13 protein-coding genes are annotated in these 13,089 nt (G+C 57.0%); all 13 read right to left on the bottom strand.

The genetic code is table 11. The annotated features are described in order from the left end of the window. Positions 1-13: 13 nt before the first annotated feature. Positions 14-865, bottom strand: a complete 852-nt coding sequence (locus JRJ26_05375; GenBank protein MBW2056910.1) for a CoB--CoM heterodisulfide reductase iron-sulfur subunit B family protein — start codon at positions 863-865, stop codon at positions 14-16. Positions 866-1,112: 247 nt separating this feature from the next. Further along, positions 1,113-1,652, bottom strand: a complete 540-nt coding sequence (locus JRJ26_05370) for a 4Fe-4S dicluster domain-containing protein (GenBank protein ID MBW2056909.1) — start codon at positions 1,650-1,652, stop codon at positions 1,113-1,115. A gap of 24 nt (positions 1,653-1,676) precedes the next feature. Continuing rightward, positions 1,677-3,629 carry a CoB--CoM heterodisulfide reductase iron-sulfur subunit A family protein gene (locus JRJ26_05365; GenBank protein ID MBW2056908.1) on the bottom strand — a complete coding sequence of 651 codons (1,953 nt, stop codon included), beginning with the start codon at positions 3,627-3,629 and terminating at the stop codon, positions 1,677-1,679. A 161-nt stretch (positions 3,630-3,790) separates the two neighbouring features. Further along, positions 3,791-5,149 carry a CoB--CoM heterodisulfide reductase iron-sulfur subunit A family protein gene (locus tag JRJ26_05360; GenBank protein MBW2056907.1) on the bottom strand — a complete coding sequence of 453 codons (1,359 nt, stop codon included), beginning with the start codon at positions 5,147-5,149 and terminating at the stop codon, positions 3,791-3,793. 91 nt (positions 5,150-5,240) lie between these two features. After that, complete coding sequence (locus JRJ26_05355; protein ID MBW2056906.1) at positions 5,241-6,110, bottom strand: CoB--CoM heterodisulfide reductase iron-sulfur subunit B family protein; 870 nt, start codon at positions 6,108-6,110, stop codon at positions 5,241-5,243. Positions 6,111-6,226: 116 nt separating this feature from the next. Further along, a complete protein-coding gene (locus JRJ26_05350; protein MBW2056905.1) occupies positions 6,227-6,640 on the bottom strand; it encodes a 4Fe-4S dicluster domain-containing protein in 414 nt (137 codons plus the stop codon). Positions 6,641-6,889: 249 nt separating this feature from the next. Then, positions 6,890-7,444, bottom strand: coding sequence for a Fe-S-containing hydro-lyase (locus JRJ26_05345; protein MBW2056904.1), 555 nt, complete (start codon positions 7,442-7,444; stop codon positions 6,890-6,892). Positions 7,445-7,513: 69 nt separating this feature from the next. Further along, complete coding sequence (locus tag JRJ26_05340) at positions 7,514-8,353, bottom strand: fumarate hydratase (protein ID MBW2056903.1); 840 nt, start codon at positions 8,351-8,353, stop codon at positions 7,514-7,516. After that, positions 8,350-9,306, bottom strand: coding sequence for a malate dehydrogenase (gene mdh / locus JRJ26_05335; GenBank protein MBW2056902.1), 957 nt, complete (start codon positions 9,304-9,306; stop codon positions 8,350-8,352). Before mdh (JRJ26_05335) ends, JRJ26_05340 begins: the two co-directional genes overlap by 4 nt. 81 nt (positions 9,307-9,387) lie before the next feature. Then, on the bottom strand, positions 9,388-10,326 hold the full coding sequence (mdh, locus tag JRJ26_05330) for a malate dehydrogenase (protein MBW2056901.1): 939 nt from the start codon (positions 10,324-10,326) through the stop codon (positions 9,388-9,390). 105 nt (positions 10,327-10,431) lie between these two features. Then, positions 10,432-11,517 (bottom strand): LacI family DNA-binding transcriptional regulator, encoded by a 1,086-nt coding sequence (locus JRJ26_05325; protein MBW2056900.1) that lies wholly within the window; start codon positions 11,515-11,517, stop codon positions 10,432-10,434. A 116-nt stretch (positions 11,518-11,633) separates the two neighbouring features. Further along, entirely contained in the window at positions 11,634-12,302 is a 669-nt protein-coding gene (locus JRJ26_05320) for an ABC transporter ATP-binding protein (protein ID MBW2056899.1), read from the bottom strand. Between the two features lie 25 nt (positions 12,303-12,327). Further along, entirely contained in the window at positions 12,328-13,083 is a 756-nt protein-coding gene (locus JRJ26_05315) for an ABC transporter ATP-binding protein (GenBank protein ID MBW2056898.1), read from the bottom strand. Positions 13,084-13,089: the final 6 nt, after the last annotated feature.

The following is a 13,089-nucleotide window of genomic DNA, read 5'->3' as shown; positions in this document are numbered from 1 at the left end:
GCCTTCCTCTAGGCTAGATGAGCTTCAGCTTTCGTAACAGTCGGGTTGAATCGACAACATGCTTGCTCCACCACCTCTTCTGGCCTTCAAGACCCATGGCAAGGCCCATCAGCTCAGTGAAATAGTAAACCGGGAGCCCCTCCGCCTCCGATTTCTGCCTCATCTCCAGATTGGCCTGACACAGTCCACAGGAGCAGGCAAGACAATCCGCTCCAGCCTCCCGGGCCATCTCTATGATACGAGTGACCATTTCTGCGACTCTCTCACCGTGGGTCAGAGCCAGATCCGCACCGCAACACTCGGTCTTGTAAGACCACTCCACAGGAGTGGCCCCCAGGACTTCCACTATGCGATCTATGTACATGGGGTTTTCCGGATCGTCAAGATGAGTGATCTTCGGGTTCCGTACCAGGGCGCAGCCGTAATAGGCGGCAACCCTCAGCCCGGTAAGGGGCCTTACCACCTTCTGCCTGACCCTGTCCAGACCTATCCGGTTTACCACCACATCGATGAGGGCGAGTATGTCTGTCGACTCCTCGTATCTAAAGCCCACCAGTTCTTCGATCTGCCGGGCCAGCTCCCCTCCTGTTTTCAAGACTGCTTCTGCTTTCTTCAGATTGTTGAAGCAGCCCGCGCAAGGGACAACCAGGGGAAGTTCCCTCTCCTGAGTCTTTGCGATGTTCCTCGCCGGCAAGGCGAGGGAGAGGAGGCGGCTGAGGGTGTGAGCGGCCGCAGCACCACAACAGTTCCAATCCTCGATCTCCAGCAGTTCCACTCCCAGGGCTCGCAGGACGGCCTCGGTCGACATGCCGTACTCAGCCGCAGTGGAATGGCTCGTACAGCCTGGATAATAGGACAATTGCAATGTGAACCCCCATTTCAGTTTAGTGCCAAATTATCGGTACGCACTGGTTTCTGAGAAGGCTCCCGTCAGGCATCGTGGTCGTGGTTCGTGTTCGTGGTTCGTGTTCGTGGTTCGTGTCCGTGTTCGTGGTTCGTGTTCGTGTTCGTGTTCGTGGTCCGTGGTCGTGGTGCGTGTCCGTGGTCCTGGTCCGTGGTCGTGGTCCGTGGGGACCGACAACCGACAAATGTGCTGGAGCCAATCTTCATGATCAAATCTTCAGGGGCTTATAGGTTTTCTCAAAAATACTCCGGATTTCTCTGACTCCCCGAATGCGGGAAGGAAGCAGGGGGATCTTCCCCTTTAGAAAAAGCCTTAGTCCTGGGCCGAGATCGGTCATGAAATCGTGGCTTCTTAGCTTGTAAAAAGCCAGCATGGTGGCCTCGTGGACCCGCCCCAGCCGGCGGATCGAATCGACAAACTCCTGGTGGAGGAGGACCACGTTCCTGTCCGCCACAAAGCCGCCCTCAATGGCCATCTGCCTGAGAGTATCCATGATAATCCCCATGTCGATCTCGTTGGGGCATCGGGTCCCGCAGGTCCAACACGACACGCACAACCAGAGGGCGTGACTCTTCAACACCCTCTCCTTCCGCCCATACTGGACCAGACGGATCAAACGGTTCGGAGTGTAATCCATATACCGCGCAGTAGGACAACCCACCGAACACTTCAAGCACTGGTAGCAGAGCTGCAGATTCTGGCCGCTCCGCTCCTGAACCTCTCTGGCAAAGGATTGATCGATCTCCATCCTTCCCTGCTCCTTCGGGTCTGTTCAGCCGGCAAATGTCTCGATCATCCCCCCAACCTGAACAGACGTCGAATTCTTGAGTTCACAGGCGTTGTTCGGGCACGAGGCGACACAGGCACCGCATCCCTGACAAAGGGCCTCATGAACCATTGCGATCCTGCGATAGGAATCGATCTCCCTGGCCTCATAGGGACAGACCTCGACACAGATACCGCACCCGCTGCACACGTTTTCGTCAACAGAGGCAACCAGGGGATCTTGAACCAGCTTCTCCGCTGAAAGAAGGGCCTGGATCTTGCCTGCAGTCGCGCCGGCTTGAGCAACACTGTCTGTAATATCCTTGGGACCCTGTCCACAACCCGCCAGGTAGATGCCCCGTGTGGAGCTCTCCACGGGATAGAGCTTGATGTGAGCTTCCGTCAGGAACCCGTACTTGTCGGTGGTTGCCCTCAGGCTGGCGGCCAGATCCCTCACCCCACGGCTCGGAACCATGGCGGTGGCCAGAACCACCATATCCACCGTTAGTTCGATCTTCCGGTTGGACAGGGTGTCGGTCCCCCAGACCCTGATCTTCTCTCCATCCTGGAAGACCCGGGCGACTCTCCCCCGCAGGTATAGCGGCTTCTCCTGCTCTACCGTTTCCTGGAAAAACTCCTCATACCCCTTGCTGTCGGTCCGGATGTCCATGTAGAAGACGTAAGCCTGGCCGTCTTTGACCTTCCTCTTGTAGAGCATGGCGTGCTTGGCAGTATACATGCAACAGACTCGGGAGCAATACGGCATATACCGCTCCGGGTCTCTCGAGGCAACACATTTGATAAATACAACCTCCCTGGGGATCTTTCCGTCAGACGGCCTCCGGATCTGGCCGCCAGTAGGGCCATCCGGGCTGAGCATCCGTTCGAAGGCAAGGCCGTCAATCACATCGGGGATCCTCCCGTAACCGTATTCCCCGATCTCTGCCAGGGGGAACAGATCATAACCTGTGGCCATCACGATGGCCCCCACGTCTTCTTCGATGAATAGGGGCTCCTGGTCAAATCTGATCGCTTTGTCGGGACAGATCTCGGCACATGCCCGGCATGTAGCGTCCTGGAAGTGTAGACACGCCTCCCCATCGATGACCGGCTTGTGAGGGACCCCCCTCTCCCCCCAAAAATATACGGCCTTCCGGCTGGCCAGTCCCCTATCAAACAGAGATGGAACCTCAACCGGGCATACCTCCAGACACCGGCCACAGCCCGAACATCTCTCCAGATCCACGTACCGGGGGTTCCTCCGAATCCTTACATGGAAATTCCCAACGTAGCCCTTGGTTTCTTCGATTTCTGCGTAGGTTTCCAGACGGATAAGGGGATTCTTCTCGATATCTTTCAACCTCACCGCGAGGATACTCGTGGCATCTTCCAGATGTGGAAAAGTCTCGGCAAGCTGCAACATGCGCCCGCCGGCAGAGGGAAGGCGGTCCACAAGCACTACACGGTATCCCCCCTCGGCCAGGTCGAGGGCTGCCGTGATTCCCGTGATCCCCCCGCCAACCACCAAAACCCTTTTGTTGACCGGTACCCGGATCGCCTCCAGGTCCAGGTTTCCCCTCACCTTTTGGAGAACCGCGGCGATGATCTGCTCTGCCTTCTCTGTTGCCTTCTCTTTCTCCTTTTGATGCACCCAGCTGCATTGCTCCCGGATATTGGCAATCTCACACTGATAGGGATTGAGCCCCTCGGACTGAACGGCTTTTCGGAAGGTGTTCTCATGCATGTTCGGCGAACAACACGCCACAATCACTCCATCAAGCCCCTGCTCTCGGATGGCATCTCTGATCAACTGTTGGCCGGGATCCGAGCACATGTAGATATAGTCCGTACTGTGGACCACGTCCTTCTCCATTCCCATCCGGTGGGCCACCTTTTTGACGTCGACCGTACCGGCGATATTGACGCCACAGTGGCAGACAAAAACGCCCAGCCTTTTCATACTTTGGTTCTACCTGTCAGTCTTCCACAGCCTCGGACCAGGGCAACAATCGCAAGCATCGGCAGGCTCGACGAGCCCTCCCCCCGCATGGCTCGATTCCATGTCCTCGCCCTCGATCTCGTGTCTCCGGTATCGTAACTCACACGTCCAGCCGAGAACCTCTAACCATCAGACCCTGGTGACACCCTGTTTCCACCTCTCGACAGGAGGGCCTGAACCTTACTGGCAGCGGCACTCCCCTGCGCCACTGTGTCGGCAATATCCTTGGGACCCACGTTGCAACCAGCGAGATAGATCCCCGGGGTACCCGTCTCCACCGGGTGGAGCTTCCAGTTCGTCTCCGTGAAAAATCCGTTGCCGTCTATCTCCAGGTGGAGCTTCCGAGCCAGTTCCCGCGAACCCTCGCTTGGAATTATGGCCGTAGCCAGGACTACCATGTCAGCGGCGATCTCCACCTTCCTTCCTGTCAGGGTATCCACCCCCCAGACCATGATCCGGTCTCCGTCCTGAAAGAGCCTGGAAACCCGTCCCCTCAGGTAACAGATCCCCTCCTCCTCCACAGCCTGCTGGACGAACTCCTCATACCCCTTTCCTGTGGAACGGATGTCCATGTAGAATATATAGGCCCTTCCATCAGGGACTTTGTGTTTATACAGCCTGGCGTGTTTGGCCGTATACATGCAGCAGACCCTCGAGCAGTAGGCCATGTACCTTTCAGGATCCCTTGAAGCAGTACACTGGATGAAGACAAGTTCCTTTGGAGTCCGTCCGTCCGAAGGACGCCTGATTTCGCCAGTTGTCGGGCCGGAAGCCGACAGCAGCCTCTCGAAGGCAAGCCCGTCGATGACATCGGGAATCTCTCCGGAACCATACTCCCCAATCCCCCTCAGCGGATAGAGATCGAATCCAGTGGCCACAATGATGGCCCCCACCTCTTCCGTGAAAAAGGCCTCCTTCTGTTCGTAGTCGATCGCATGGGCGGGGCAGACCTTCTCGCAGACCCTGCACTTGCCTTCCGTAAGATACCGGCAGGCTTCAGGATCGATGACCGGTTTGTTGGGAACCGCCTGGGGAGAGAGGGTGTAGATGGCTTTTCCAAGCCCTATCCCTCGGTCAAATGCCGAAGGAACCTTTTTCGGGCACTTCTCCTGGCAGAGGCCACAGCCCGTACACTTCTCCCAATCCACGTAGGCTATCTTCCGCCTGAGGGTCACCGTGAAATGCCCGATCCCACCCTCGACTTTTTCGATCTCGCAATACGTCCTGAGCCTTATGTTGGGATGCTGGCCGGTCTCGACCGTCTTTGGAGTAAGTGTGCACTGGGCGCAGTCCAGAGTGGGAAATGTCTCTGAGAGCTGGAGCATCCGCCCGCCTATCGAGGGAAGCCGATCGACCAGCACGGTCTCGTAACCGGCATTGCCGAGATCAATGGCGGCCGTCATACCCGCGATACCCCCACCGATGATCATCACCCGGGCAATGAACGGCGCGCCTGGGCGGGATCCTCCTTCTCTTCCCAATTCCTCTGATGAGGCATTAAGCGTCTGCACTTTTCCGTACCCTCACGGCTACGTGTCGGCCTACCCTGCTCTATCACAGGCCTGTCCAATCCTACAGAATCCCTCTTCCCTCAAGAAGGGGCACGGGATCCACATCGTTTCTCCCAAAATCCAGGGTCTCCACCGGAAGACCGAGGGAGAGGCCCATGAGCTGGGAAAAGTAGAGGACCGGAAGTCCGGGAAAGTCCGGGTATTTCTCTTTCATCTCCCTCTGCTTCGTATCGAGGTTGAATTGACAGAGAGGGCACGTGGTGGTCACGGCTTCAGCCCCGTTCTTGAGTGCAGAAGAGAGGATCGCATGGCCGCACTCGGTGGCCACCTCGGGCGCCCCAACCGCTTGAAAAGAACCGCAGCACTCGATCTTGTAGGGAAAATCAACGGCCTTACATCCAATACTCTCGACGAGATTCTCGAAGATCGAGGGATTCTCCTTGTCGTCGAATCTCATCTCCTCGGAAGGGCGGAGGAGCATACAACCGTAGAAGGGAGCAACTCTCAGCCCCTTGAGATCCCGTTCCACCTTCTTCTTTACATTTTCAAAGCCGATTTCATCCCTCAGGATCTCGAGGTAGTGGACTAGATGAAATCCCTCACGGTATTCCATCTCGATAAAATCAAAGATCTTCTCCCGTTTTTCTGGGTCTGACTCCAGGAGATGAAGGGTCCGTCTCAGAACATTGAAGCAGACAGAACAAAGGGTGGTCAGATTCTCTCCTTCCTTCATAGCATTGGCCAGTATACGAGAGGGAGGAAGCAGAGCCATGATATTGTCCGTCGCAAGGGGAAAGGCAGCTCCGCAGCACGTCCAGTTTGAGAGTTCGTGGAGTTCAAAACCAACGACCCTGGCTGCTTCACGGGCAGCCCTGTCGAGATTCTTGGCCTTCGTGTAAAGGGTACAACCGGGAAAGTAGAGATAGTCCATCAAAGCCACCATTACGTTTGTCAGTTGTCACGATCCACGAGCAACGGCCCCCAGACACCATCCGCTCAGAGTGCCCTTGTCCAACTCACGGGGACCTTCTCGAATGCGACGCCGACTTAGGACAAGAATTTCCGGAACCCACTGATGAAGGCAATCTGGGGGGTACGGTCGATCTCTTCCTCGGTCAGGTCACCCATACTGAGATGATCGAGGCGCTCCTTCTTCCGCAGGACCACGGTCCTGAGGGCCTCCATGATCCTGGCTATGTCCAAACCCTTCGGGCATCTCGAGGTGCACTGGAGACAGGAAGCACAGATCCAGAAGGTGTTCGAAGCCAGAACCTCTGAATCCAGCCCCAAGAGGGTATACCTAATCACCTGGTGGGGACCGAGGTCCATGGCAAAGGAGACAGGACAACCGGCCGTGCAGTTCCCGCACTGGTAACAGGCAAAAAGGTTCTGACCGCTGATAGCTTCAACCGTCTGGGCGAGATCATCATGAACCGTCCCTCGAGATATCTCGATCTTCATCGTCACCCCTCGCGCTCTGTCGTACGAACCGCGGCACCGCTCAAATATACCACCCACCTGAGACAAATCTCAACAGCAGAAATCCGAGTGGTAGGTAAGTGTCCGATAATTAAGAGCTAATTTTTGAGCAAACGTTTCCGCAAATCAGGCCCCAGGGCTCTTCTCGTCCCTGACCCATCAGCGAACGGAGATGGCGAGGAGTCACGGGGAATTTCACGGCCTCTCGCGGCCCGGCAAGGCCGCAGGGAGCTACCTCTCGTACCTCTTCATCCCCTCTTGGTAGAGGTCGTTGCCCCGAATATCATTGACGAGGATGACCGGGAAATCCTCCACCTCCAGCCGCCTCACGGCCTCAGGCCCCAGATCCTCGTAGGCGATGACCTCCGCCTTCTTGATGCACTTGGAGAGCAGGGCCCCTGCGCCCCCCACGGCGGCCATATAGACACAGTGGTAACGCACCATTGCCTCGATCACTTCTTTGGAGCGGATTCCCTTGCCTATCATGCCCTTGAGCCCCCGCTCCATGAGGCGAGGGCTGTAGTCGTCCATCCGGTAACTCGTTGTGGGACCTGCCGCTCCAACCACGCGCCCTGGTCTGGCGGGACTCGGCCCGACATAGTAGATAACCTGTCCGCGAATGTCAAAGGGAAGCCCCTCCCCCCGGTCCAGTAGATCGATCATCCTCTTATGAGCTGCGTCTCTTGCCGTGTACAGAACTCCACTCAAAAGAATCGAATCCCCGATTCTCAGATTCTCCAGGTCCCGGTCCTCCAATGGCGGTGTGAGTCTTATGGGCTCAGTCATAGCGAAACTCTTCCTCAACCCTCATTACCCCGGTGCCCGCTGATCCGCGGCCCTGCTCAGGGGGCCGGGCTAAAGGGTCTCTTCCTTGTGTCTGTGGGCATGACACTGGATATTGACAGCCACAGGCAGGCTCGCAATATGGCAGGGCATCATGTTTATGTGAACGGCCAGAGAGGTGGTTCGCCCTCCCAGACCCTGGGGGCCGATACCGAGCCGGTTGATCCGTTGAAGCAGTTCCTCTTCCATCGCCGCCAGCTCAGGATCCTGGTTCCGGCTCCCGATCGGTCTGAGCAGTGCCTTCTTTGCCATCAGCGCCGCAGTTTCAAAGGTCCCCCCAATACCCACGCCAACGACTGTCGGTGGGCAGGGATTGGGCCCTGCCATTCTCACCCTCTCCACCACGTAGTCTTTTACCCCTTCCATACCCACGGCAGGGGTAAGCATCTGAGCACCGCTCATGTTTTCACTTCCACCCCCCTTGGGAAGCACGATCAGCCTCATCCGGTCACCTGGAACCAATTCCAGATGGACGACGGCCGGCGTGTTGTCTCCTGTGTTTGCCCGTGTAAAGGGATGGCAGATGGACTTCCTCAAGAATCCTTCCCGGTACCCATCCCTTACACCCTTTTGAACCGCCTCGTCGAGGTTTCCTCCCACGATTCGGACTTCCTGGCCGAGTTCCACGAAGACCACCGCATACCCCGTATCCTGGCAGATGGGGATCATCTCCTCCTTGGCGATCCTAGCATTCTCTCTGAGTTGATTCAGAATATCCCTGGCCACAGGCGATTCCTCCTGTTCCAGGGCTCTCTCAAACGCATCGAGCACATCTCTGTCAAGCTCGTAGTTGGCTGCTATGCAGAGATCCCTTATACTCCGGGCCACCAGCCCCACATCGATCTCCCTCATACCGCCTCCCCGATTTCCCCTGAACGCCTCGCCTTCTCCCATATCTCGATGTTCCGCCTTACCACAAGGGCCGAGGCGCGGAGGGCATCCATTTCTTCCTCTGTCAGGGCCAGCTCGATAATCGACTCCACCCCGTCCCTGCCGAGTTTTACCGGCACCCCCACATAGACGTCCTCCAGCCCGTACTCACCCCTCAAATAGGCCGAACAGGGGAGAATACGCTTGGTGTCGCGAACAACCGCCTCCACCATCTCAGAGACCGAGGCCGCGGGCGCATAGAAAGCGCTCCCCTTTTTGAGGAGACTCACTATCTCCGCCCCTCCCTTGCGGGTTCGCTCCGCGAGGCGTTCGATGGTCTCCCGGGGAAGGAGCTGCGTGACGGGTACTCCTGAAACAGCCGTGTATCTCGGCAGGGGAACCATCTGGTCCCCGTGGCCCCCCAAGACAAGGGCGGTTACGTCGAGGGGGTCGACCCCGAGTTCCTCGGCAATGAAATAGCAAAACCTCGTCGAATCCAAGACCCCGGCCATCCCCACAACCTTCTTCAGTCCAAAGCCCGTCACCTTCAGCGCCACGTAACACATCACATCAAGAGGGTTGGTCACCACGATGAGGACGCAGTTGGGAGCGTAGAGAGCCACCTTCTCGCTCACACTGGTCATGATGGAGGCGTTCTTGAGCAGCAGATCCTCCCGGCTCATCCCGGGTTTTCTCGGTAGCCCGGCCGTGACTACCACGACATCCGACCCTCTCATGCTGGCAAAGTCATTGCTCCCCGTGATCTCGACATCGTATCCACGAATCGGTCCTGACTGGACAAAATCGAGGGCCTTTCCTATGGGCATTCCCTCGACGACATCGATCATGACCAGATCTGCCACCCCCTTCTCCGCCAGGTACTTTACCGTAGTTGCCCCCACGTTTCCACTCCCTATGACACTCACCTTGTTCATGATACCCTCTCCCCTCTATCCGAACCAGCGCGACCCCGAAAAATTCCCGATCCTCTCTTCTCGGCCGTTTTCCGGTGACCGCTAATTCAAACCCAGACTGGTGAGAAACTCCCTCTGCATCCCTTCGAGCACCGAGGCGGAAACCTTCAAGGCGGCCGTCTCTTCGTCGGTCAGTTCCAGTTCGAAAATCCGTTCGATCCCTCGGGCTCCCAGGAGAATCGGGACACCCAGACAAATCCCCTCTATTCCATATTCTCCCTGCACATAGGCGGGCGCAGAGAGGATCCTCTTTTTGTCACGAACGATTACCTCCACCATCTCCGCAACACTCGCAGCCGCGGCATCGAAGGCGCTACCGGTCTTCAGGTGGGATACGATCTCCCCTCCTGCGTTGCGCACCGACTTCTGGAGCTCCCCCAACTCCTTCTCGGACAAGAGATCTTTTACCGGAATCCCCGCCACACGGCAGTATTCAAAGACGGGAACCATGTAGTCGTGGTGCCCGGCCAGGACCATGGCTGTCACGTCGAGAGGCGAGATCCCCAGTTTCCGTGCAATAAAGTAGCGAAGCCGGACACCGTCAAGAACCCCTGCAACTCCCATCACCCTGCGCGGGTCGAATCCCGTCTGTTTCAGTACCAGATGGGTCATGGTATCCACCGGCTCTGTGACCACGACCACAATCGACTCCGGGGCCCACCGGGTGATCTCCCGGCAGATGGGGGCCACGATTCCCGCATTCTCCTCAAGGACATCCTCCCTCTTCATCCCGGGCAGTCTCACCTTTCCCGCCGCTACGACCACCACGTCCGATCCGGTCAGATCCTCTGGTGACGAACTCCCTCGAATCTCGACGTCATAACCCCTGATCGGTGCGGCCTCCATCAGGTCCAGTGCCTTGCCCTCGGCCAGGCCCTCCACCACATCGATGAGATGCACGTTGGCCACACGCTTCTCGGCTATATAGAAGGCCGCATTAGTGCCCACGTTCCCGCTTCCGATAATACCGACTTTCTTCATCCCACCCCTCCTTCTTTCAGATAGCTCAAGAGGATCGCCGGGCACGGACCGAGAATCGACCCGCTCCCCCTATCACCGATCATGTCTCCTCCATTCAGGGCTACCTCACGGGTAGGGCCGCTCAGGAGCCAGAACCCCATGCCTCAAGGCCTCTCTCTTGTACCCGCTGAGGAAATAACCGCAAGACTTCCGGATGAGCAGTTCAGGCTCGAGAATAATCTGCCTGACAAGGCCCTGCGCCTCCCCCTCGATCTTCTCCACGAGGGTTCTCACCGCGATCGATCCCATTTCATATGTCTTCTGACCCACCGTGGTGAGTTCGATGTTTCTCATCCTGCTGATCTCGATATCATTGAACCCCACCAGGGCCATGTCATGGGGGATGCGCAAGCCCTCCTCCATGAATCCCTCCATGGCTCCGAGAGCCATGTAGTCGTTCACCGCGAAAACCGCAGTGGGTGGCACCTTCATTCTGGAGAATCTCTTGGCAGCCCTCCCACCCGAAGCCTTGAGAAAATCCCCCTCGACAACCAGATCAGGATCAAGCTCCACCCCATACTCTGTCATGGCTCTCTCGACTCCCTCCAGCCTTTCCCACGATGCGGAGGATTGACGGAGCCCGGTGATGATCCCGATCCTCCTGTGTCCCATCCTGATCAAGTGTTCCACGGCCATGAAGGCTCCCCTAGAGTTCTCGATGACAACGTAATCGACTCGGTTACCAATCGACTCGTCGTAGGTCTTCCGATTCACGAGGATGATGGGAAATCCCTCCTCCACCAGACCCTCGATGTTTGGGTCGTGAATATGGGTCGAGGTGAATATGATGCCATCCACTCCCTTGCTTCTCAGCATCTCGATATGCCTCAGCTCGAGATCGATGTCGTAGTTGGTAGAACAGAGAATGATATTGTACCCCATCTCCCTGGCGGTATTTTCGATCCCCTGGGCCAATTCCGGGTAAAAGGGATTGATGATCGTTGTGATTACAAGCCCCAGCGTCTTGGTCCTTCGAACCTTGAGACTCCTGGCAGCCACATTGGGCCGGTAGTTCAGCTTCTTTGCGATCGCCAGGATCCGATCCCTGGTTCTTCGGCTGACCCGGGGCCTGTCGTTAAGGGCCCTGGAAACCGTTGTGTGGGATACCCTGGCAAGACGGGCAATGTCCTTAATGGTCGGCTTCGGCTCCATGTGCGTTCACGTTAACACAAACCCCTCCGGGGGTCAATATCGATTTCGCAAGTTTCCGGCAAGCCGGCCCCCGGGTCTTGGAGGGAAAAGAACAAAAAGCAGGAGCGTGGAATGTGCTAAATACCGAGGTAGGTTTTTCTGATCTCAGATGAAGCCCTTATCGCGTCCGGGGTTCCCTGGGCCTTTATCTGGCCTTCATGCATTATGTATACATAGCTTGCAGCGCCGAGGGAGGCCTCGGCGTTCTGCTCCACGAGGAGTATGGTTAATCCCACTTCATCCTGCAGTTTCTTGATCGTCCCGAAAACCTCCCTGACCAGGATCGGAGCCAGTCCCTGACTCGGCTCGTCGAGCATCACGAGCTTCGGTCTGGTCATCAGGGCCCGGGCGATGGTGAGCATCTGTTGCTGCCCGCCACTCAGCGTACCCGCACGCTGACCGTCTCTCTCACTAAGAACCGGAAACAGTGAATAGACAAGCTCAAGGGAGTCCCGAACCATTCGATGAGCCCCCTTGCGATAGGCCCCCATCATCAGGTTTTCATGGACTGTCATACCGACAAACAGATGTTTTCCCTCCGGAACAAGGGTGAGCCCCAGGTTCACCTTCTTGTGTGTTGGAAGACGGGTGATCTCCTCGCCCTCGTAAACTATTCTTCCTGCCCAGGGTTCCACAGAACCCAGTACGGTCCTGAGGAGGGTCGATTTCCCGACACCGTTGGGCCCGAGCAGGCAGGTCAGAGATCCTCCCCTCACCTCCAAGCTAGGCCGCCATAGCACCTGCATGGGGCCGTACCCGGATTCGAGGTTTTCAACGCGCAGCACGGTCTTCCTCCAGTGGATGCCCAAGATAGACCTCCACCACCCTCGGATCTCTCAAGGCTTCCTGTGTTGGTGCATCGATGAGTTTTGCCCCCTGATGCATCACCATGACTCTTTCGGCAAGCCCGGCCACTGCTCTCATGATGTGCTCCACCATGGAGACCACGGCTATCTTCTCCTCCTCCTTTATCCTTCTGATAAACCGGACCATCCCATCGATATCTTTAGGATTCATGCCGGCCATGGCCTCGTCCATCAACAGCAGCTTCGGTCTCATTGCCAGGGCTCGGGCAATCTCCATGAGTTTCTTCTCCACAGGGGTAAGGCTCCCTGCCGCCTTCTCCCTCTGAGCCTGGAGCCCTACCATGTCGATATAGCGATCCGCTATGCTCAGAGAATCGCTTACACTGACTTCGTGGGCCATGGTACCGAACATGGCTCCAATGGCCACATTCTCCCGCACACTGGCCGAGCCGAAGGGCCTGGAGATCTGAAAGGTCCGCCCCACTCCAAGTGGTGCCCTCCTGTAAGAGGGGAGAAGGGTAATATCCTTTCCCTCGAAGATGACGTTTCCTTCGTCAGGGAAATAGACTCCGCTGATAATATTGAAGAGCGTCGTCTTCCCGCTCCCATTGGGCCCCACGATTCCCACCAATTCCCCTGCCTGGATTTCAAGGCTCACCCCATCCACCGCCACCAGACCGCCAAATCGTTTTGTGACCTTGTCGAGCTTGAGCAGAGTCATGTCGAT

It is taken from the genome of Deltaproteobacteria bacterium, assembly GCA_019308905.1.
Taxonomy (GTDB): domain Bacteria; phylum Desulfobacterota; class BSN033; order WVXP01; family WVXP01; genus JAFDHF01.
The sequence above is the reverse complement of the archived record's forward strand: the minus strand, read 5'-3'. Positions and strand labels throughout refer to the sequence as shown.

Excerpts from the sequence above, each read along its gene's own strand:
- JRJ26_05370 (MBW2056909.1), bottom strand. The coding sequence starts at position 1,652 with ATGGAGATCGATCAATCCTTTGCCAGAGAGGTTCAGGAGCGGAGCGGC.
- JRJ26_05365 (MBW2056908.1), bottom strand. The coding sequence starts at position 3,629 with ATGAAAAGGCTGGGCGTTTTTGTCTGCCACTGTGGCGTCAATATCGCC.
- JRJ26_05355 (MBW2056906.1), bottom strand. The coding sequence starts at position 6,110 with ATGGACTATCTCTACTTTCCCGGTTGTACCCTTTACACGAAGGCCAAG.
- JRJ26_05350 (MBW2056905.1), bottom strand. The coding sequence starts at position 6,640 with ATGAAGATCGAGATATCTCGAGGGACGGTTCATGATGATCTCGCCCAG.
- JRJ26_05345 (MBW2056904.1), bottom strand. The coding sequence starts at position 7,444 with ATGACTGAGCCCATAAGACTCACACCGCCATTGGAGGACCGGGACCTG.
- JRJ26_05340 (MBW2056903.1), bottom strand. The coding sequence starts at position 8,353 with ATGAGGGAGATCGATGTGGGGCTGGTGGCCCGGAGTATAAGGGATCTC.
- mdh (MBW2056902.1), bottom strand. The coding sequence starts at position 9,306 with ATGAACAAGGTGAGTGTCATAGGGAGTGGAAACGTGGGGGCAACTACG.
- mdh (MBW2056901.1), bottom strand. The coding sequence starts at position 10,326 with ATGAAGAAAGTCGGTATTATCGGAAGCGGGAACGTGGGCACTAATGCG.
- JRJ26_05325 (MBW2056900.1), bottom strand. The coding sequence starts at position 11,517 with ATGGAGCCGAAGCCGACCATTAAGGACATTGCCCGTCTTGCCAGGGTA.
- JRJ26_05320 (MBW2056899.1), bottom strand. The coding sequence starts at position 12,302 with ATGCAGGTGCTATGGCGGCCTAGCTTGGAGGTGAGGGGAGGATCTCTG.
- JRJ26_05315 (MBW2056898.1), bottom strand. The coding sequence starts at position 13,083 with ATGACTCTGCTCAAGCTCGACAAGGTCACAAAACGATTTGGCGGTCTG.